Source organism: Actinobacillus equuli (assembly GCF_900636745.1).
Classification (GTDB): Bacteria; Pseudomonadota; Gammaproteobacteria; order Enterobacterales; family Pasteurellaceae; genus Actinobacillus; species Actinobacillus equuli.
Genome location: NZ_LR134310.1, coordinates 607,636 through 627,554, shown reverse-complemented (window position 1 = coordinate 627,554; position 19,919 = coordinate 607,636). Strand labels below are relative to the sequence as shown.

General features: G+C 39.9%; 20 protein-coding genes. 10 read left to right on the top strand and 10 right to left on the bottom strand.

What is annotated here, in order from left to right; translation table 11 throughout:
- Position 1 precedes the first annotated feature (1 nt).
- The 7 genes from EL121_RS02885 to rsgA form a co-directional block, all read right to left on the bottom strand.
- A complete protein-coding gene (locus EL121_RS02885; protein WP_039197567.1) occupies positions 2–754 on the bottom strand; it encodes a choline/ethanolamine kinase family protein in 753 nt (250 codons plus the stop codon).
- A complete protein-coding gene (locus tag EL121_RS02880) occupies positions 751–1,125 on the bottom strand; it encodes a YcfL family protein (protein WP_039197565.1) in 375 nt (124 codons plus the stop codon). Before EL121_RS02880 ends, EL121_RS02885 begins: the two co-directional genes overlap by 4 nt.
- Position 1,126: 1 nt before the next feature.
- The gene (gene hinT, locus EL121_RS02875) at positions 1,127–1,489 is read right to left on the bottom strand and encodes a purine nucleoside phosphoramidase (protein ID WP_039197563.1); all 363 of its coding nucleotides are present in this window, start codon (positions 1,487–1,489) and stop codon (positions 1,127–1,129) included.
- A gap of 79 nt (positions 1,490–1,568) precedes the next feature.
- On the bottom strand, positions 1,569–2,399 hold the full coding sequence (locus EL121_RS02870) for a metal ABC transporter permease (RefSeq protein ID WP_039197561.1): 831 nt from the start codon (positions 2,397–2,399) through the stop codon (positions 1,569–1,571).
- On the bottom strand, positions 2,392–3,246 hold the full coding sequence (locus tag EL121_RS02865) for a metal ABC transporter permease (protein ID WP_039197560.1): 855 nt from the start codon (positions 3,244–3,246) through the stop codon (positions 2,392–2,394). The genes EL121_RS02870 and EL121_RS02865 overlap by 8 nt, the downstream gene beginning before the upstream one ends.
- Positions 3,247–3,840, bottom strand: a complete 594-nt coding sequence (gene rnhB / locus EL121_RS02860) for a ribonuclease HII (RefSeq protein WP_039197558.1) — start codon at positions 3,838–3,840, stop codon at positions 3,247–3,249.
- 12 nt (positions 3,841–3,852) lie between these two features.
- Positions 3,853–4,887 (bottom strand): small ribosomal subunit biogenesis GTPase RsgA, encoded by a 1,035-nt coding sequence (gene rsgA / locus EL121_RS02855; protein WP_039197556.1) that lies wholly within the window; start codon positions 4,885–4,887, stop codon positions 3,853–3,855.
- A 525-nt stretch (positions 4,888–5,412) separates the two neighbouring features.
- On the opposite strand from rsgA, the gene EL121_RS02850 reads away from it, so the two are divergent.
- From EL121_RS02850 to EL121_RS02835, 4 genes are read left to right on the top strand one after another with little or no spacing between them, the layout of a single operon-like run.
- A complete protein-coding gene (locus tag EL121_RS02850; protein ID WP_039197555.1) occupies positions 5,413–6,303 on the top strand; it encodes a transcriptional regulator GcvA in 891 nt (296 codons plus the stop codon).
- Positions 6,304–6,981 (top strand): pyrimidine 5'-nucleotidase, encoded by a 678-nt coding sequence (gene yjjG / locus EL121_RS02845; RefSeq protein ID WP_039197553.1) that lies wholly within the window; start codon positions 6,304–6,306, stop codon positions 6,979–6,981.
- Positions 6,982–6,983: 2 nt separating this feature from the next.
- The gene (gene cysB, locus EL121_RS02840; protein ID WP_039197552.1) at positions 6,984–7,967 is read left to right on the top strand and encodes an HTH-type transcriptional regulator CysB; all 984 of its coding nucleotides are present in this window, start codon (positions 6,984–6,986) and stop codon (positions 7,965–7,967) included.
- Entirely contained in the window at positions 7,968–8,612 is a 645-nt protein-coding gene (locus EL121_RS02835) for a hypothetical protein (protein WP_039197551.1), read from the top strand.
- A 78-nt stretch (positions 8,613–8,690) separates the two neighbouring features.
- On the opposite strand, the gene ansB is transcribed toward EL121_RS02835, so the two are convergent.
- The gene (ansB, locus tag EL121_RS02830; RefSeq protein ID WP_039197549.1) at positions 8,691–9,740 is read right to left on the bottom strand and encodes an L-asparaginase 2; all 1,050 of its coding nucleotides are present in this window, start codon (positions 9,738–9,740) and stop codon (positions 8,691–8,693) included.
- A 306-nt stretch (positions 9,741–10,046) separates the two neighbouring features.
- Here ansB and pyrG point away from each other — a divergent pair, with 306 nt between their 5' ends.
- The 3 genes from pyrG to EL121_RS02815 all read left to right on the top strand — a co-directional run bounded on the left by pyrG (position 10,047) and on the right by EL121_RS02815 (position 13,128).
- A complete protein-coding gene (pyrG, locus tag EL121_RS02825; protein ID WP_039197547.1) occupies positions 10,047–11,684 on the top strand; it encodes a glutamine hydrolyzing CTP synthase in 1,638 nt (545 codons plus the stop codon).
- A gap of 88 nt (positions 11,685–11,772) precedes the next feature.
- Positions 11,773–12,279 (top strand): DUF2301 domain-containing membrane protein, encoded by a 507-nt coding sequence (locus tag EL121_RS02820; protein ID WP_039197546.1) that lies wholly within the window; start codon positions 11,773–11,775, stop codon positions 12,277–12,279.
- A gap of 30 nt (positions 12,280–12,309) precedes the next feature.
- Positions 12,310–13,128 (top strand): glycosyltransferase family 2 protein, encoded by an 819-nt coding sequence (locus EL121_RS02815; RefSeq protein ID WP_039197544.1) that lies wholly within the window; start codon positions 12,310–12,312, stop codon positions 13,126–13,128.
- A gap of 41 nt (positions 13,129–13,169) precedes the next feature.
- Here EL121_RS02815 and leuD read toward each other — a convergent pair whose 3' ends face one another.
- Both leuD and leuC read right to left on the bottom strand, forming a co-directional pair.
- A complete protein-coding gene (leuD, locus tag EL121_RS02810; RefSeq protein WP_039197541.1) occupies positions 13,170–13,772 on the bottom strand; it encodes a 3-isopropylmalate dehydratase small subunit in 603 nt (200 codons plus the stop codon).
- 10 nt (positions 13,773–13,782) lie between these two features.
- A complete protein-coding gene (leuC, locus tag EL121_RS02805) occupies positions 13,783–15,192 on the bottom strand; it encodes a 3-isopropylmalate dehydratase large subunit (protein WP_039197539.1) in 1,410 nt (469 codons plus the stop codon).
- A 446-nt stretch (positions 15,193–15,638) separates the two neighbouring features.
- Between leuC and EL121_RS02800 the strand changes: the two genes are divergently transcribed.
- The 3 genes from EL121_RS02800 to EL121_RS02790 all read left to right on the top strand — a co-directional run bounded on the left by EL121_RS02800 (position 15,639) and on the right by EL121_RS02790 (position 19,910).
- A complete protein-coding gene (locus tag EL121_RS02800) occupies positions 15,639–17,276 on the top strand; it encodes an ABC transporter substrate-binding protein (protein ID WP_039197538.1) in 1,638 nt (545 codons plus the stop codon).
- Between the two features lie 125 nt (positions 17,277–17,401).
- Positions 17,402–18,511: a CdaR family transcriptional regulator gene (locus tag EL121_RS02795; protein WP_039197537.1), complete on the top strand. Its 1,110-nt coding sequence runs from the start codon at positions 17,402–17,404 to the stop codon at positions 18,509–18,511.
- A 136-nt stretch (positions 18,512–18,647) separates the two neighbouring features.
- Positions 18,648–19,910, top strand: coding sequence for a GntP family permease (locus EL121_RS02790; RefSeq protein WP_039197536.1), 1,263 nt, complete (start codon positions 18,648–18,650; stop codon positions 19,908–19,910).
- Positions 19,911–19,919: the final 9 nt, after the last annotated feature.

The following is a 19,919-nucleotide window of genomic DNA, read 5'->3' as shown; positions in this document are numbered from 1 at the left end:
TTTATGGTTCAAGAATCGCAAACCATAATTGATTTAACTGATTAATGGCAGAATGATATTCTGCCATTTTTTGTTTAAAGCCTTTCTCATCAAATTTTGTTGCTTGCAGATACAAGCGAAGAAACGCAGCTTGTTGTTGTTCGTTGAGTATCTGAGCATTCGCACTAAAGAGCATAGCAATCTCTAATGCCGGATCCGACACGGCACTATATTCCCAATCAATCAGATATAAGCGGCCATTTTTTTCAATAAAATTACCTAAATGTAGATCATGATGACAGATTGCCAGTGTAAAAGGCTGAATCGTTTGAAATGGGGGATGAAATCTCAATACGGCTTGTTGTTGAACAGAGAGTTTCTGCCATAAAAATTGACAGCGTTCAGCAAGATCTAGTTTTGGCAGTGATTCATCAATAGGGAAAAGATGTAATTCGGCAAGTTGTGACGCCAGTTTATCTAATAATGACGAACTGAAACGACTAGGTGTATTACCCTCAATCCAAGTCAATAAACTGGAATTTTCATTGTGGTAATAGACCTTTGGCGTAAAGGGTAAGCGAGTTAAATGGTGTAAAATTTGTGCTTCTTGAGCATAATTAATCCCGAACGTAGTTGCTCTCTCATTTTGTTGGCGTAAAACAAATCGCTCGCCGGAGGCGAACTGAATCTGTTGGCTGCAAGCGGTCAAACCTGCTAAATTTTTTCGAAAAATGACCGCTTGTTGTTGACTCTCAAGCCAAGCGAGGGCATTCATCGGCTACCACGTAAATAGACACGATAATTGCTACTTTCATTGGTCGGTTTTTCAAGCTTCAGTGGTTGCGACTGCTTGCTATTTAGCCATAAATTCAACCAAGGTTGCGTTGATATATCATTAGCGGTTTGGGTAACTCCTTGATTATCATACCAAAATAATTTGTAGTATAAATTAAGCGGATGCTCAGTTAAATTCGTAACAGAGAGTCTTTCGCTTTCTGCATCGACTTTAACAAGAGTAGCAATTTGAGCTTCAATATTTACAATCGGTTCTGATTTCCCTTTGATATAACTTTGCGGATTACTGCCACAAGCGGTCAAAAAAAGCGAAAAAATTGCAAATAGCCAATAAAATTTTAAATGTTTCATATTATTTATTACTTAACATTTTGCCTAAAGGTTCACCACCTACTAAATGCATATGGATATGGAACACTTCCTGACCGCCATGTACGTTACAGTTCATAATTAAACGATAACCGTCTTCTGCAATGCCTTCTTCTTTTGCAATTTTTGCCGCCACGGTAAATAAGCGACCTAATGCTAATTCATCTTCCGCTTCTACATGGTTTACGGTTGGAATTAATTTATTCGGCACGATTAGAATGTGAGTCGGTGCTTGCGGTGAAATATCACGAAATGCAGTGACTAATTCGTCTTGATACACGATCGAAGCAGGGATTTCTTTGCGAATGATTTTACTGAAAATAGTTTCTTCGTAGTTTTTAGTCATAATAAGATTCCTTTTTATATAAGTTATAGACAATAATTCTCCATTGTTTTGCGCTAATTTGCAAATTTACACAAAAATGTTACCACTTGTGAGTTTTTAAACGGCTGAAACATAGTGCTAAAACAAAAAGACTGGACTGAATGAGAATAATTGTCGGACCCGTTGCCGCATCAATATGATAGCTCAAGATCGTGCCGAAAACAGATGAACTGATGGCAATCGTCATTGCGATGACTAACATATAATCAAAGCGGTTTGACAGTTGGTAGGCAGTAATTCCCGGGGCAATTAACATTGCAACAACCAGAATCACACCAACAACTTGCATTGCACTAATGATGGTTAACGCTAAGAGCGCAAGCAATCCGTAGTGTAGCCATTTGACCGGTAAACCAATGACTTTAGCATGGCTACTATCGAAGCAATAGAGCAAGAAATCTTTGCGTTTGAAGATAATGATGCTAAAGGTTATCGCACAAATAATCATGGTTTGAATTAATTCGGCTTGAGTCACACCAAGCAAATTACCGAATAATAAGTGGGTAAGGTGTTGTTCGGTCGGTAGCGCGGTAAAAAGTACAATACCGAGCGCAAATAATCCGGCAAACATAATGCCCATAATGGTATCTTCTTTTAAACGAGAGTTTTCTTTGAGATAACCGACGGAAATCGCACAAAATAGCCCAGAGACAAATGCTCCGACCGCTAAAGGAAAGCCTAATAAGTTAGATACGACCACCCCCGGTAATACCGCATGAGAAATCGCATCGCCCATCAATGACCAGCCTTTTAAAATCAAATAACAAGACAATACCGCACAAACAGAAGCGACTAATATCGCAGTAAACAAAGCGGTTTGCATAAATTCAAATTCAAAAGGTTCAACAAACCATAGCACTAACTCATTCATTGATAACCTCCAAACGCTTACGTTTTTGGCTAATCAAACCGTATTTAGGTGCAAAGCAAAAAGCCAGTAAAAAGATAAAGGTTTGTAAGCAGACAATTACGCCGCCGGTCGCACCATTTAAAAAGTAACTGAGATAGGCACCGATTCCACTGCTGAGGCTACCGATAAGAATGGCAATAATGACTAAACGAGGGAATCTGTCCGTTAGCAAATATGCGGTTGCACCTGGGGTAACGACCATTGCAATCACTAAGATTGCGCCGACCGTTTGCAATGCCACCACGACACAAGCACTTAATAAGGTAAAGAATAAGATTTTGTAGCGAAGAGGAGAAAGTCCTACAGACAGCGCATGATGTTCATCAAAAAAAGTGAGCAGTAAGTCTTTCCAAAATAAGATAAGGCCGAGTAATGATAAGCCAATTATGATCGCAACTTGCCATAAATCTTCATCCGCAATACCGAGAATGTTGCCCATCACGATGGCATTAACGTCAACCGAAGTCGGGTTGAGTGATACAATAAACATACCTAGTGCAAAGAATGTGGTAAAGATGAAGCCGATAACCGCATCTTCTTTTATTCGAGTAATACTTTTCACCCATAAAATCGAAAGAGCAGCAAGAATACCAGAAAAAAATGCACCGAAAGCATAAGGAAGTTTTAACGCATAAGCGATAGCAACGCCTGGTACCACGGCATGTGAAAGGGCGTCACCAATTAAAGACCAGCCTTTTAGCATTAAAAAGGCAGAGAGAAAAGCACAAACCACGCCAACGCCCATACTGACAAAAATCGCTTTTTGCATGTAGTTATATTGGAATGGTTCGAGTAGTAGTTCTAACATTTATAAACCTAAGATTTTCTTCACTGGGGCGAAGCTCTTTCGGTGAAAAGGGGTTGCCCCAAATTGTTCCAGTTTTTCAAAATGTAGTTTAGTCGGATAGCCTTTATGCTTTGCAAACCCATATTCCGGATATTGCACATCTAATTCATCCATTTCCTGATCTCGGGCAACTTTCGCTAAAATGGAAGCTGCGCTGATCTCGGCAACTAAACTATCTCCTTTTATGACCGCTTGTGCCGGCATCGGTAAAGTTGGAATACGATTGCCGTCAACCAACACGAAATCGGGCTGAATATTTAATCCGGCAACCGCCCGCTGCATGGCGAGCATCGTTGCGTGTAAAATATTCAACTGATCGATTTCTTCCGGTTCGGCTCGCCCTAAAGACCAACAAAGCGCTTTTGCTTTAATTTCCTCCGCTAAAAGCAAACGCTTCTTCTCCGACAGTTTTTTAGAGTCGGCTAATCCTTCAATCGGATTATTCGGATCTAAAATCACGGCGGCGGTTACTACTGCACCCACTAACGGGCCTCTACCGACTTCGTCCACACCTGCGATCAAGTGGGCATTAGGATAAATGAAATTTGTACTCATTGCTATTGATTCTTATTCTTCTGTTCTAAAATGACGCTGACTTTTGGTTTCATCACGGCTTTCAATTAAGCGATGATAATTTTCAAAGCGAATTGCATTAATTTCGCCTTTTTCGACCGCTTCTCTAACCGCACAGCCCGGATCCGATTTATGCTTACAATCTCGGAATTTACAAGTGCCTAATACCGATTGAAATTCACGATAACCAAGCGTGATTTGCTCTGGTTCCAAGTGCCATAAGCCGAATTCACGAATGCCCGGCGAGTCAATTAAATTTCCCCCTTGCGGTAAATGGTATAAACGGGAAGAAGTCGTCGTATGCTGACCTAAACCCGAAATATCACTTACTGTACCGGTTAAGGCATTAACTTCCGGCAATAGTTGGTTGATTAGACTTGATTTTCCTACCCCGGATTGGCCGACAAAAATTGAAGTTCCTCGTGATAAATAGCGGTCTAATTTATCCATGTTTTCACCGCTATCAGCAGATAGACAAAGGGTTTCATAACCGATATTTTCATAAATGGCTAGCTGCTTTTGGACTTCTTGTCGTTCTGCTTCCGAGAGTAAATCAATTTTATTTAACACGATAAGCGCAGGAATTTTAGCTGTTTCACAAATCACTAAGTAGCGATCGATAATGTTTAATGAAAGGGTAGGCAATACGGCCGAAACAATAATGATTTGATCGATATTCGCCGCCATTACTTTGATACCGTCATAATAATCAGGGCGACTTAACTCGTTTTTACGAGGATAAATTGCCTCAATAACGCCGCTGATACCTTGCAATTGCTCACTCCCTTGGCGCCAAGATACCTGATCGCCAACGACCACATTTTTTAAGGTACGGCGGAGGTTACAGCGATAAATTTCACCTTGTGCTGTTTCGACATCGGCGTGTTTCGCGTGGCGGGTAACCACAATACCTTGCTGAACTTCACCAAGCATTTCGTCTTGCCATTCTAATTCGGGTTTTGCGATTTTTTTATGATGGTTGGATTTGATTCTGCGTTGCTGATTTTGGGTAAGTCTGCGTTTACTCAAAGTATTTCTCTTTAGTTAATAAAAATTAGTTAAAAGGATACTACAAAATAGCGGGTTTATATAGCAAATGGACGAGGAAGTTAAGTTTTTTGAAATGATTGATAAAATTTTTTATTTTTTAGTCGAATAGATAAGAAATTTTAATGAAAATTCTCGTTATCCACTAGCGAGATTTATTCTTTCTGTTACAATGCGAGAATTCAAGACGAAAAAAAACCGCCCAAATCGGGCGGTTAATAAACCAAAAGGGTTCAAAATATACAGGAAGTGAAACGAGTAACTAAATGTTACTCTAGTCTAGTTTCCTAGACCAATATGCAAACACAACATCATACTTAAAAATCTGAAATAGTTAAATTAGCAAAAAATAGACTTTCTACTGTTTAACTATCACTATCCGTCTAAGTACGGCGCGCATTATAGTGATGTTAGACCAGTATGACAAGCTAAAAATTTTAATTTTAACTATCAAAAAAAATAATGCGATAGAAATGAGCTATCTACGGAAAAAAAGAATTATTACTTATGAATAAAAAACTTCCACCTTTAAACGCCTTAAAAGCATTTGAATCAGCTGCTCGCCATCTTAACTTTACTAAGGCAGCAGACGATTTATTTGTGACTCAAGCGGCGGTTAGCCATCAAATCAAATTATTAGAAGATTTTTTAGGCGTATCGTTGTTTCACCGTCGTAACCGACTTTTAGAACTCACCGAAATCGGTGCGCAATATTTTGAAGATATTCAACCGCTTCTTGAACAAATTGCCAGTGCAACGGAAAAGGTAAAACTTAAAAATAGCCGTCAAATTCTCTCAATTAGTACGACCCCTTCGTTTGGAATGCACTGGTTAGTGCCTCGTCTTAACGAGTTTCACAAAAAATATCCTGATATTGAAGTCCGTTTGACTACGGCTTCGCAAGATGAAGGTTTATTGGGTAAAGATATTGATGTAGCGATTTATTATGGGACGGGTAATTGGCAAAATCTTGAAGCGATCGAACTCGTACAAGCCCGCATTATGATTTTAGCTTCGCCGGAATATTTACGTGAAAATCCTATTAGTAAGCCGGAAGATTTAGAAGGGAAAAATTTAATTCATGTATGTTCTCATACCAAGTGGAAACAAATGGCGGAACATCTTAGTTTAAATAATTTAGAGGCTGAATCAGGTCCAATGTATTCGAATACTTCAATGGGTATTCAAGCGGCTAAACATGGTCAAGGTGTTGTAGTAGCAAATAGAATCCTTGCTCAGAATGAAATTGAAGAGGGCTCAGTTATCGAACCTTTTGTGACAGACGTTTATGATGAAAAAGCATTTTATGTTGTTTACCCGCCGCAAATGAAAGAAGTGGAGAAAGTACAACATTTTGTCGAATGGATTACGCATGAAATAGAAGGAAGCTACAAATAGATGAAATATCGTTGGATTTTATTTGATGCGGATGAAACGCTTTTTTCTTTTAATTCTTATGACGGATTAAAAGCAATGCTTACTCGTTATCATATTGATTTTAGTCGAGCAGATTATGAACAATTTCAAGCGGTCAATAAACCGCTTTGGGTGGCTTATCAAAATAATGAAATTACGGCAAAAGATATCCAAATTCGCCGTTTTGCTAAACTTTCAGCACAAACCGGTGTGGATGCGCTCCAACTGAATCAAGAACTTATGGCGGAGATGGCAATTGTCAGTAAACCACTGAATGGGGTGATGGCAATGCTTAATCAGTTGTACGGTAAAGTCAAAATGGGAATTATCACTAATGGTTTTACCGAGCTGCAACAGCAACGATTGTTAAATACCGATACGCAACATTTTTTCGAATTTGTTGCCGTTTCGGAGCAAATCGGTGCGGCGAAACCTGATCGCCAAGTTTTTGAATACGCTTTTGCTTTAATGGATGAGCCGGATAAGACTAAGATCTTAATGGTAGGCGATACGTTAGCTTCTGATGTTCTCGGGGGCAATAATGCCGGAATTGATACCTGTTGGTTTAATCATGCGGGAGTGGTGAATGATACCCAGATTCGACCGACTTATGAAATTACGGATATTGCCGAATTAATTGAAATCGTAAAAGGAAAATAGCAATGAAATTACAGCAGTTACGTTATATTGTTGAAATTGTTAACCAAAATCTGAATATTACTGAAGCCGCTGAAACGCTCTATACTTCCCAACCTGGGATCAGTAAGCAAGTTCGTTTATTAGAAAGTGAACTAGGGATTAATATTTTTGAAAGAAATGGTAAACATATCAAAGGGTTAACGCCTGCTGGAGAAAAAATTGTTGCGATAGCTCGAGAATTATTGGTTAAGGCACAAAGCATTAAGTCAGTGGCGGAAGAGCAGACTCGTCCGAACCGTGGTGTATTAAGAATTGCAACACCGAATACGCAAGCGCGTTATGTCTTGCCGCCGATTATTGAGAAGTTTAAAACCAAGTATCCGGAAGTCAGCTTGCAATTGCATCAAGGATCGCCAAGTCAAATCTATGATGCATTGATGGCAGGCGAAGTAGATCTCGCTATCACAACCGAAGCTCAGCATTTATTTGAAGATGCGATTTTATTGCCGTGTTACTTATGGAATCGTTCAGTAATTGTTAAACCGGATCATCCGCTAGCCAAATTTGCGAACCAAAGTCAGAACTTAACGGTCGAAGAGCTAGGTAAATATGATCTGATCACTTATACTTTCGGGTTTACGGGGCAGTCGGATCTAGACCATGCATTTAATAAAGTGGGTATTCTGCCGCATATTGTGTTTACCGCAACAGATGCGGATGTGATTAAAACCTATGCACGTTTGGGCTTAGGAGTCGGGATTATGGCGTCAATGGCATATACCGAAGCGGATAGTGATTTGGTGGCGATAGATGCAAGCCATTTATTCCAATCAAGTATGACACAAATCGCATTTAAACGAGGCACATTCCTACGTAATTATATGTATGATTTTATTAATTATTTCTCGCCGCATTTAACCAAAATGCAAGTAGAGAAAGCAGAACAATTACGAGAAAGTAATGCCATTCTTCGTTTATTCGAAAGTACAAAATTAGAGGAAAAATAAATGAGTTTTTTAAAAAAAATTGCACTGTCATTTTTTGCAATTTCTTCATTAATTTCAACCGCTTGGGCAGAAGACTTTAATATAAAATATAGTTCGAATTATTTAATGCCGGCTTATGTGCATTTTAAAAATGGAGCGGGTCAGTATTCGATTCAATCGAAAATTAACGTGCCGTTATATAACATTGTTTTCTCAGCGAAAGGGACAGAGCGTAACGGTCAATTTAATATGTTGAGTTATCGTGATACACGTAACGGCAAAACGTACGCATTAGCAGAGATTGATTCAAGTACGGTTAAGTACGGTAAAGCGAAAGAGCCTTTAAAACAAGAGGCGTTAACGATGCCGACATTTGACTTATTTACCACAGCATTTCAGTTGAGTTATTACGATCAATTACCAACGAGTTTTCAAACGACAAACGGTAAAAAGTTATACCCGACACCGAATGTGAAGTTAAATAAAGTTCAGAAAACGGTTAAAGTAAAAGGGCAAACTTATCAAGAAATTACTTATAGCTTTAAAACCAGCGATCAAAAAGCGATTACTGTGAAAAAATATGTAGGTGAAAAATTCCCTCGTTATATTTCATATAATCGTGATGGCGATAACTATGAGTTAACCTTTGATAGCTTTGTAAAATAAGTGATAGTTACAAAAAGACAAGCGGTCTATTTTTCGCAATTTTTTGCAAGAAATAGACCGCTTGTTTATAGGCGAAAACTAGAAGTCTTCGAAATATTGTTGAATTGTGTTGATGTCTTTGGTTTGGGTTAAGGCAAGTTGTAATAGAACTCGTGCTTTTTGTGGATTTAGTGTGCCTGATGCCGCAAAGCCATATTTAGAATCATCTACTTCTGCATCGCGAGTAGTATAGCCGGTTGGTACTCGTGAAGAACGAATCACCGCCACACCATTTTTCGCCGCTTGTTCAAGTAACGCTAAATTTGCCGCATTCATATTACCGTTACCGACACCGGCAACCACAATACCTTGATAACCCGCATCCAATAATGCTTTAAGCGGCTCGGTTGGCATATTTGAGTAAGCGTAGATAATACCGACTTTCGGCAGTTCATTCAGATTATCAACCTTAAATGGGGTATTTAGCGTATGTTTGCTTTCCGGCGCACGTTCGTAATCGACTTTACTGTTATGAATATAGCCGAGTGTACCGAAGTTTGGCGAGCTGAATGTTTGTACGGCGGTGGTACTGGTTTTGGTCACGTCTCTCGCACCCAGTACCACATCATTCATTGCGACTAACACCCCACGTTTTGCCGATTTTTTATCTTTAGCCACCACAATCGAATTATATAAATTCAGTGGGCCGTCAGCGCTTTTTTCTGTCGCTGGGCGCATTGCACCGACAAGTACGACAGGCTTATCGCATTTTATCGTCATATCGAGGAAATATGCGGTTTCTTCCATCGTATCCGTACCATGAGTAATCACAAAGCCGTCCGTATTAGCACATTGATTATTGATGGTTTTCGCTAATTTCAGCCATACTTCGTCACTCATATCTTGTGAGCCGATTTTGACTACTTGTTCACCTTTAATGTTTGCCAGCGTTTTCATTTCTGGTACGGCTTCGATTAACGTATCAATGTTTAATTGCCCTGCTTGATAGGCTGAACTCACGGCACTTTGTCCGCTGCCGGCAATCGTGCCGCCGGTTGCTAAAATCGTAATATTCGGCAATTCCGCCGCATACACACTTGAAATCGCCATAGAAAGAACAGCAGATAAAGCAAGTTTTTTGAGTTTCATATAAGCTCCTTAAGATTTTAAAAAGATAAGGAATTATCCCATGTAATCCTATGTAAATAGAAACGGTTACTGCTTGTTGTTTGATCTTGTTCACAAAATTTCTGAATTGAACAAGCCGGTCAAATTTTTCTTTTTTATTGCAAAATAAAGTTGTAAAAAATTGGTTAAATTTGACCGCTTGCTGATTTTTCCGATAGCACAAAAATACCTTTTACTGTATACTACGCTCCCGTCCTGATAGTTTTATTTTACTATCCATTCCGAATTTTCTTATCTATTTAACTGATTATCAAAGGCAGATCAAAAATGGCAACGAATTATATTTTCGTGACGGGCGGTGTTGTTTCATCTTTAGGCAAAGGTATTGCCGCTGCATCTCTCGCATCAATTCTCGAAGCTCGTGGTTTAAATGTAACCATTATGAAGCTGGATCCTTATATCAACGTTGACCCGGGTACAATGAGCCCAACGCAACACGGTGAAGTTTTTGTTACGCAAGACGGGGCGGAAACCGACTTAGACTTAGGTCACTATGAGCGTTTTATTCGTTCTAAAATGAGCAAAGCGAACAACTTTACCAGCGGTAAGATTTATTCTGAAGTATTACGTAAAGAACGTCGCGGCGATTATTTAGGCGCGACAATTCAAGTAATTCCGCATATCACCAATGAAATTAAAGAACGTGTGATTGAAGGCGGTAAAGGTCGTGACGTGGTTATCGTTGAAGTTGGTGGTACGGTGGGCGATATCGAATCGTTACCGTTCTTAGAAGCGTTACGTCAGTTAGCAGTGGATGTCGGTCGTGAAAAAACCTTATTTATGCACTTAACTTTAGTGCCGTATATTCCGACTGCAGGCGAAGTGAAAACGAAACCGACTCAACACTCAGTGAAAGAATTACTTTCAATCGGTATTCAACCGGATGTGTTAATTTGTCGTTCGGATCGTGCGATTCCAAGCAATGAGCGTAAAAAAATCGCATTATTTTGTAATGTACCGGAACGTGCGGTTATTTCATTAAAAGACGTGGATTCGATTTACCGTATTCCTGAATTACTTAAATCACAAGGCTTAGATAGCTTCGTTTGCGATCGTTTTCGTTTAGATTGTCCGGAAGCGGATTTAAGCGAATGGGAACAAGTGCTTTATCGCCAAGCTAACCCAACCGGTGAAGTAACCATCGGTATGGTGGGTAAATATGTTGAATTACCGGATGCGTATAAATCAGTAAACGAAGCGTTAAAACACGCCGGTTTAACCAATCGCTTAACGGTAAATATCAAGTATATTGATTCACAAGATATCGAAACCAAAGGTGTTGAATTACTCCATGGCTTAGATGCGATTTTAGTACCGGGCGGCTTCGGCTACCGCGGTGTAGAAGGTAAAATCCGTACCGCACAATATGCACGTGAGAACAAAATTCCTTATTTAGGTATTTGTTTAGGTATGCAGATCGCATTAATCGAATATGCACGTAACGTAGCGGGTTTAACCCAAGCAAATTCATCTGAGTTTGATAAAGATTGCCCACAACCGGTAGTTGGCTTGATTACCGAATGGCAAGATGAGTCAGGTAATGTGGAAACACGCTCTGACGATTCGGATTTAGGCGGTACAATGCGTTTAGGTGCGCAACAATGCCACTTAATCGAAGGTACTAAAGCACGTGAAGTGTATGGTGCGGAAACCATTGTTGAGCGCCATCGTCACCGTTATGAAGTTAACAATACTTTATTACCACAAATCGAAGCGGCAGGCTTAAAAGTGAGTGGCTTATCGGCAGACCGTAAATTAGTGGAAATTATTGAAGTGCCGAATCACCCATGGTTTATTGCAGCGCAATTCCATCCGGAATTCACGTCAACCCCACGTGACGGTCACCCATTATTTGCCGGCTTTGTAAAAGCGGCAAAAGACTATCAAGATAGTCACAAAGCGTAAGCTGTAAGGCTTTTCTTTCTCAAGCGGTCAATTTCTTGCAAAATTTTGCGAAAAATTGACCGCTTGTTATTTATAAAAGGAGTAAAAAATGGCTGATCCACATATTCAATCACCTATGGATTTTTGGGATTACTTAACCGTTATTCTATATCGGATGGGCTTTGTGGTTGCAACATTGATGGTATTCTTGTTGCCTTATCAAATGCAGATCGCACAGAAAGGTTTACTTATTGCTGGCGTATTGCTTGCCTCGTCTTTACATCTCTATTTAAAAACTTTCCGTTTTCTGTTTCAATTTGCGGTATGGATTGGATTATTGTGCTATATTTTCAACCTACCGTTGATGGCATTGGGTGCAATGTTATTTACCATCGGCGGCTTAAGTTACAAAGAGTATTTTTGCTTTAGAGTATTCGGCTTAAATTTTCAGCCTATTTTAATGGCAGTACTTTGGTTATCGATCGTTTTTGAGCAAAATATATTATTACAACTATTCAGTATTGTTTGTGGTCTATTGTTACTTATATTAAGTATTCAAAAATGGCGAATGCCATTACATTTTGATATTGGTGATAAAACCAAGTATCAAATATAAAATTATAAATTTATCCCTGAGGAGTGAATAATGTCTGTTACAGCCCCTTCTGTAGCAATTATTACATCAACAATAGGTCGTCCGCATTTAGAACGAGCTATTTTAAGTGTACAGCAGCAGAGCTATACCAATTGTAAGCACTATGTCTTTGTTGATGGTGAACAATTCTTTACTAATGCGAAAGCGATTGTAGAGAAGTATCCACACGTGGTAGTGACATACCTACCGATGAATACTGGTGCGAACGGCTGGACAAATAGCAGTATTAATGCGATAGCCCCGTTTTTGGTTAAAGAAGATCTCATTTGTTATTTGGACGATGATAACTGGTATGAGCCAGAACATATTGAAAATTGTGTTCGTCAGCTTACCGCACACCAATATGATTACGTTTATAGTATGCGTAACTTTATGAATGTGGAAACCGGAAAATTTATTTGCCAAGATACGTTTGAATCGGTCGGTAAATATTACAAATTGGTTGGTGATATCGATATATCGTCAGATGCCCTAGGTATTTCTGGCACGATCTGTTTAGAACGTAAGAACCATATTGATACAAACTGTTACTGCTTAAAACGTGAGGTGGCGATTAAAGCAAGCCAGTATTGGTATTCCGGGGAGTGTAATGATAACAATGTGTCTAACTGGTTATTATCGTCTAATGAGTATCGAGGGGATTGTACTCATACCTTCTGTGTGAATTACGCATTGGATGCGAAGCGTTTTGCGGAAGGTATTTATGATGCGGTTTCTGCTACTGTATCAGAAAACGTCACCGAGGCGCAGAAAATAGAAATGCTAGAAGACTTTGTTTGTCATATTTCGGATTTTTATAAGAACCAATAAAAGAAAGCCAAGTAGTGATACTTGGCTTTAGTTTTATCAGACTAACGTAAAAATGCCGGAATCTTACTTTCGTAAGCTGCGATAGCATCTTCGTGTTGTAGGGTCAAACCGATATTATCCAAACCATTTAATAAACAGTGACGGCGGAATTCGTCTAACTCGAAACGGTAAACTTTGTCACCGACCGTTACCGTCATTGCTTCTAAATCAATATGGATTTGTTTACCTTCGTTCGCCCATACCCATTGGAAAATTTCTTCCACTTCTTCTTCACTTAAGCGAATCGGGAGCATATGGTTATTTAAGCTATTGTTATAGAAAATGTCCGCAAAACTCGGTGCGATCATCACTTTAAAACCGTAATCGGCTAACGCCCATGGTGCGTGTTCACGTGAAGAGCCGCAACCTAGATTTTTACGTGCCAGTAAAATGGTTGCCCCTTGATATTGTGGGAAATTTAACACGAAATCCGGATTTAATTGGGTTTCTTCCGCATCTAAATAACGCCATTCGTGGAATAAATGTTTACCGAAGCCGACACGAGTAATTGCTTGTAAGAACTGTTTTGGAATGATTGCATCAGTATCCACATTCGCCGCATCAAGCGGAACGACCAAACCTGAGTGTTGTTTTAATCCTGCCATTTTTTTATCCTTAATTTAATTCCACGTGACGAATATCAACGAATTTACCGAACATCGCCGCTGCAGCTGCCATTGCCGGGCTTACTAAGTGGGTACGACCGTTACGACCTTGGCGACCTTCAAAGTTACGATTAGAGGTTGAAGCACAACGTTCCCATTCGCCTAAACGGTCATCATTCATACCTAAACACATTGAGCAGCCCGGATTACGCCATTCTGCGCCCGCTTCGATAAAGATCTTATCTAAACCTTCTCTTTCCGCTTGTTCTTTTACTAAACCTGAGCCTGGTACAACTAATACACGTTTTACGTTATCCGCTTTTTTACGGCCTTTCATTACCGCCGCTGCCGCACGTAAGTCTTCAATACGAGAATTAGTACAAGATCCGATAAATACTTGATCTACAGGGATATTTGTCATATCGGTGTTAGCATCTAAACCAATATATGCGAGAGCTTTTTCTGCTGAAGCTTTCGTCACCGGGTCCGCCATTTCAGCCGGATTCGGTACCACTTGGTCAATACCGATGACTTGACCCGGGTTGGTTCCCCAAGTCACTTGTGGCGCAATATCTTTCGCTTCTAATACCACCACCGTATCAAAGACCGCATCATCGTCTGATTTTAAAGTTTTCCAATATTCGACCGCATCGTCCCAATCTTTACCTTTTGGTGCGTGCGGGCGACCTTTTAAGTAGGCGAATGTAGTTTCATCCGGTGCGACTAAACCGGCTTTTGCACCGAACTCAATCGCCATATTACATACCGTCATACGACCTTCCATCGATAAGTCACGGATCGCTTCACCGCAGAACTCCACCACATGGCCGGTACCGCCCGCCATGGTTGTTTTACCGATAATTGCAAGCACGATATCTTTTGCGGTAATGCCCGGATTGACTTTACCGCGAACTTCCACTTTCATACTTTTCGCACGCGCTTGTTTTAAGGTTTGAGTGGCAAGTACGTGTTCTACTTCAGAAGTACCGATACCAAATGCAAGCGCACCGAAAGCACCGTGTGTTGCGGTGTGCGAGTCACCGCATACAATCGTCATACCCGGTAGGGTTAAACCTTGCTCCGGTCCCATTACGTGTACAATACCCTGTTCTTTGGTTTGCATATCGAATAACGAAATACCGCTTGCTTCACAGTTTTTCGCTAATTCTAAAACTTGGATTTTCGCCTGACCTTCTAATTTATTTACATCACGCACTTGAGTAGAAATACTGTGATCCATTGTGCCGAATGTTTTGTTAACTTGACGAACTTGGCGGCCGGCAACACGTAAACCGTCAAACGCTTGCGGGCTTGTCACTTCATGAATTAAATGGCGGTTGATATAAAGAATCGGCGTTTCGCCTGCGGCTTCATATACAACGTGAGCATCAAATAGTTTTTCGTATAATGTTTTTGCCATGATATTGTCCAACTCTAAAATAAATGTTGTGAATGCATATGAATAAATAAGCGGTTAAATTTGCTCTCTTTTTTGCAAGAGCAACCGCTTGCTTATTGTTGTTAATGAATATAGCGGTTAAAAAAATGAAAGTAAAACGCTATTTTGGCAAGAAATGGCGTTTTTTATTCTAACAAGCAAGTAAAAAAATGCCTGTTTTTGAGAAAATACAGAATTTTATTCTAAGTTATCTAATCTATATAGACGCTTATCTATGCTTTATTAGGCTTTATAGCGTGATTACCTGAGTTATATTTATTAAATTATTTTCAATAAAAGGTGATTCCTATCACAAAATGGAAAAAAAGCGAGAAGAATTAAAACGTAGCGCTTTACAAAGTGATTTTTTTATTTTAAAACTTTAAGGATATATATCTTATATATTTATTCAAATAAAGGGAATAATTATGCAAACAAAACTGACTCGCTCATTATTAAATATCGCAATCGTACTTGGCTTATCCAGCACGGCTTTTGCCGCAAAAGTGCCGGAAGGAACGGTATTGGCGGAAAAACAAGAAATTATTATTAATAACGGTTCAGAGCCGGCTAGTTTTGATCCACAAAAAATAGAAGGTGTGCCTGAATCACAAGTCGCTTATCAGCTGTTTGAAGGGCTGATTACTAAAGATGAAGAAGGAAAATTACAAGCCGGTGTGGCAGAGAGCTGGCAGAGTTCTCCCGATTACAAAACCTGGACATTTAAATTGCGTCAAAATGCAAAATGGGCAAACGGAGAGCCGGTAACGGCACATGATTTTGTCTATGCGTGGCAACGCTTAGCCAATCCATTAACCGCCTCGCCTTACGCAAGTTATCTGACTTATCTACAAGTAGAAAATGCGCAAGAGATTATTGATGGCAAGAAAAAACCGGAAGAACTGGGTGTGAAAGCGGTAGATGATTATACGTTAGTGCTGTCATTAACTAATCCGGTTCCTTATGCAAACGAATTAACCACCCATTCATCATTATTGCCGGTAAATAAAAAAGTGGTGGAACAGTTTGGTGATAGTTGGGCCAAAAAAGCGAACTTAGTTGGCAACGGAGCGTATAAATTAGCTGAACACGTTATCAATGAAAAAATCGTGTTTGAGCGTAATACAAATTATTGGAATGACAAAGAAACCGTGATCAATAAAGCGACATATTTAGCTATTCCGAATGCAACTACTGATGTGGCTCGTTATAAAGCAGGTGATTTAGATGTAACGAATTATACGTTACCGCCGGAACAGTTTGCTAAGTTGAAAAAAGATCTACCGGAAGAAGTTTTTACCGCAAGAACGCTTTCTACTTATTTATATGAAATCAATTTGAACAGAAAACCGTTTGATGATCCTCGAGTACGTAAAGCATTGAATTTAGCACTCGATCGTACGATTATCACTGATAAAGTACTAGGACAAGGACAAACGCCGACTTATGTGTTTACGCCGACCTATATTCACGAAGGGCAGAAAATTCAATCGCCTGAATATAGCCAGCAAGCAATGGCAGAGCGTAATGCACAAGCGGTTAAATTATTAGAAGAAGCTGGGTTCAGCAAAGCGAATCCGTTGAAATTCTCAATTTTATACAACACCAATGACAACCATAAAAAAATTGCAATTGCAGCCGCTTCATTATGGAAAGCCAATACTAAAGGGCTGGTTCAAGTTGAATTAGAAAATCAGGAATGGAAAACCTATTTAGATACACGCCGTGAAGGCAAGTATGATTTAGCACGTGCGGGCTGGTCGGCAGATTATAACCAAGCAAGCACTTTTGTGACTTATTTCCTATCGGATTCAAGTAATAACAAAACAGGTTATGCAAGTAAAGCGTATGATGCAGCGGTAGCGGAGTCCTACAAAGCTACGGATGCGGAAGGTAGAGCGACCGCTTATGCGAAAGCGGAAAAAGTACTGGCGGACGATTACGCTATTGTGCCGATTTATAACTATGTGAACCCACGTTTAGTCAAACCGTATGTAAAAGGTTATAGTGGCAAAGATCCGCAAGATGACATTTTATTGCGTAACCTATATATTCTTAAACACTAACCTTTATATCCCCTGCTTGTCAGGGGATTGTTTTTTAAGCGGTTTATTTTTTCTGTTTTTTTGCAAAAAATTGGAAAAATTTGACCGCTTGTCGCTGATTTTTAGCGTTAATTAGAGAAGAAATGATGAAACTAGACAAACAAACCGCACAAGCTATTGTCAAACGCACCATGCAAATTATTCCGAACTCGGTGAATGTGATGGACGAACAGGGCATTATTATTGCCTCCGGCGACCCGAGCCGCGTAGGTGAGCGTCATACCGGTGCCGTAATTGTATTACGTCATGATCAAGCGGTAGAAATTGACGAAAAATTAGCAAAACAGTGGAACTATGAAGCGAGAGAAGGGCTGAATTTACCGATTCGCTATTTAGGTAAAACGATCGGCGTGATCGGCATTTCCGGTGCACCGGAGGCTGTTCGTCATTATGCGGAATTAGTCACTATGGCGGCGGAATTAATTGTCGAACAAGCGATCGTTTTAGAAACGGAACGTTGGCAGCGCCGCTATAAAGAAGAATTTATTCGCCAATTATTAAAAGGCAGCTTAAATAGAGAACAAACAGAGCAACAAGCTCGTTTCTTTAATTTGAATCCGGCTCAAGCACTGGCTGCGATTATTATCAAATTAAATAATCCTACTTCGGAAGAATTGCAGACCGTATTATTACATTTAGAGCAGCAGCAACAGAATGCTAGTGTTGTTGTGGTTGATTTAGATAAATTAGTTTTGCTACTACCGGCAGAAGAATTACTTCATCGACAAAAACATAAAACACTTAACCAGTTGTTTCCGTCACAAACGGTTGAAACGGATTATCGTATGGTGATCGGTTGTCAGGTTGGACATTTTGTCGAAGCGCATTTTTCTTATCAGTCTGCATTACACACCTTAGCGTATGCGGAAAATAATCATACGAAGAAGCAGATTATCTGTTTTGAAAATTATCGCTTACAGGCGCTATTAGCGGATTTTTCTCATTCGTGGCAAGCCAAAGAATTATTTACACCGGTTCAACAGTTAATTTCTCAAGATGAGAAAAACGTGCTGTTTAAAAGTTTGCAGCAATATTTTTTGTCAAATTGTGATCTGGTTCACGCTTCGGAAAAATTGTTTATTCATCAAAATACCTTACGTTATCGTTTAGAACGAATCGAACAAATAACTTCTTTATCTTTCAATAAGATAGAAGATAAATTTATTTTATATTTAGGTGCGATTTTAATGCCTTGATTTGTTGAATTTTACAATATTAGCCGGTGTAACTCGTTATTTTTTGTAATTTTCACTAACGACTTTCCATTAAAAATCCGCATAATGCCGAACAATTTATTTTTGTATTTATGTTTTGGGTATTAAGGAGAATATTATGGTTGCGGTAACTGCAGTCGGTGCTGTTGTGGCACTATCAGTCGCGATAGTTTTAATTTTAAAGAAAGTACCGCCGGCATACGGTATGTTAATTGGTGCATTGGTCGGTGGTTTAATCGGTGGTGCGGATCTGTCGCAAACCGTGAGCTTAATGATTGGCGGTGCACAAGGGATTACCACGGCGGTCATGCGGATCTTAGCTGCGGGTGTATTAGCCGGTGTATTAATTGAATCCGGTGCGGCAAGTACTATCGCCGAAACCATCGTGAAAAAATTAGGCGAAACCCGAGCATTGCTTGCGCTAGTACTTTCAACCATGATTTTAACTGCTGTTGGGGTATTCGTGGACGTGGCGGTTATTACCGTTTCCCCAATCGCATTAGCGTTAGCGAAACGTGGCAATTTATCGAAACCGGCTATCTTATTAGCGATGATTGGTGGCGGTAAAGCGGGTAACTTAATGTCGCCGAATCCCAATGCGATTGCCGCTTCAGACGCTTTCCATCTACCGCTAACTTCTGTGATGGCGGCGGGTATCATTCCGGCTATCTTCGGTATTATTCTGACCTATTTTTTAGCCAAACGCCTTATCAACAAGGGTTCAAAAGTGGCGGATAATGAAGTTTCTGCAAATAATCTGCAAAATTTACCCGCTTTCCTGCCGGCAATTGCCGCACCGCTTTGTGCGATTATCTTATTAGCATTACGTCCTATCGCGGATATTAAAATTGACCCGCTGATCGCATTACCGTTTGGTGGTTTAGTCGGTGCGTTGGCAATGGGCAAATTAAAACAAGTAAATCAATTTGCGACTTCAGGCTTATTAAAAATGTCACCAGTTGCCGTGATGTTATTAGGTACGGGGGCATTAGCCGGTATTATTGCCAATTCGGGTTTAAAAGATGTGTTAATTGAAGCGTTAACCGCTTCAGGTTTACCGTCTTATTTACTTGCACCGATTTCAGGGGCGTTAATGTCACTGGCAACCGCTTCAACCACAGCAGGTACCGTGGTTGCTTCAAATGTATTTAGTGCAACCTTAATTGAATTAGGTGTAAGTGCATTGGCTGGTGCGGCAATGATTCACGCCGGTGCGACCGTATTTGACCATATGCCGCACGGTTCTTTCTTCCACGCCACCGGCGGAAGCGTCAATATGGATATGAAAGAACGCTTAAAATTAATTCCGTATGAAACAGCGGTCGGTTTAATTATGACTATTGTTTCAACCTTGGTATTTGGTGTGTTTAAATTATTCTAAGAGGTAAAA

Bases quoted from the DNA above. Each gene is read 5' to 3' on its own strand.
- yjjG (WP_039197553.1), top strand. From the start codon at position 6,304: ATGAAATATCGTTGGATTTTATTTGATGCGGATGAAACGCTTTTTTCT.
- cysB (WP_039197552.1), top strand. From the start codon at position 6,984: ATGAAATTACAGCAGTTACGTTATATTGTTGAAATTGTTAACCAAAAT.
- EL121_RS02790 (WP_039197536.1), top strand. From the start codon at position 18,648: ATGGTTGCGGTAACTGCAGTCGGTGCTGTTGTGGCACTATCAGTCGCG.
- leuC (WP_039197539.1), bottom strand. From the start codon at position 15,192: ATGGCAAAAACATTATACGAAAAACTATTTGATGCTCACGTTGTATAT.
- EL121_RS02870 (WP_039197561.1), bottom strand. From the start codon at position 2,399: ATGAATGAGTTAGTGCTATGGTTTGTTGAACCTTTTGAATTTGAATTT.
- EL121_RS02835 (WP_039197551.1), top strand. From the start codon at position 7,968: ATGAGTTTTTTAAAAAAAATTGCACTGTCATTTTTTGCAATTTCTTCA.
- EL121_RS02880 (WP_039197565.1), bottom strand. From the start codon at position 1,125: ATGAAACATTTAAAATTTTATTGGCTATTTGCAATTTTTTCGCTTTTT.
- EL121_RS02815 (WP_039197544.1), top strand. From the start codon at position 12,310: ATGTCTGTTACAGCCCCTTCTGTAGCAATTATTACATCAACAATAGGT.
- leuD (WP_039197541.1), bottom strand. From the start codon at position 13,772: ATGGCAGGATTAAAACAACACTCAGGTTTGGTCGTTCCGCTTGATGCG.
- EL121_RS02850 (WP_039197555.1), top strand. From the start codon at position 5,413: ATGAATAAAAAACTTCCACCTTTAAACGCCTTAAAAGCATTTGAATCA.
- EL121_RS02865 (WP_039197560.1), bottom strand. From the start codon at position 3,246: ATGTTAGAACTACTACTCGAACCATTCCAATATAACTACATGCAAAAA.
- hinT (WP_039197563.1), bottom strand. From the start codon at position 1,489: ATGACTAAAAACTACGAAGAAACTATTTTCAGTAAAATCATTCGCAAA.
- pyrG (WP_039197547.1), top strand. From the start codon at position 10,047: ATGGCAACGAATTATATTTTCGTGACGGGCGGTGTTGTTTCATCTTTA.
- EL121_RS02820 (WP_039197546.1), top strand. From the start codon at position 11,773: ATGGCTGATCCACATATTCAATCACCTATGGATTTTTGGGATTACTTA.
- EL121_RS02800 (WP_039197538.1), top strand. From the start codon at position 15,639: ATGCAAACAAAACTGACTCGCTCATTATTAAATATCGCAATCGTACTT.
- EL121_RS02795 (WP_039197537.1), top strand. From the start codon at position 17,402: ATGAAACTAGACAAACAAACCGCACAAGCTATTGTCAAACGCACCATG.
- rnhB (WP_039197558.1), bottom strand. From the start codon at position 3,840: ATGAGTACAAATTTCATTTATCCTAATGCCCACTTGATCGCAGGTGTG.
- ansB (WP_039197549.1), bottom strand. From the start codon at position 9,740: ATGAAACTCAAAAAACTTGCTTTATCTGCTGTTCTTTCTATGGCGATT.
- EL121_RS02885 (WP_039197567.1), bottom strand. From the start codon at position 754: ATGAATGCCCTCGCTTGGCTTGAGAGTCAACAACAAGCGGTCATTTTT.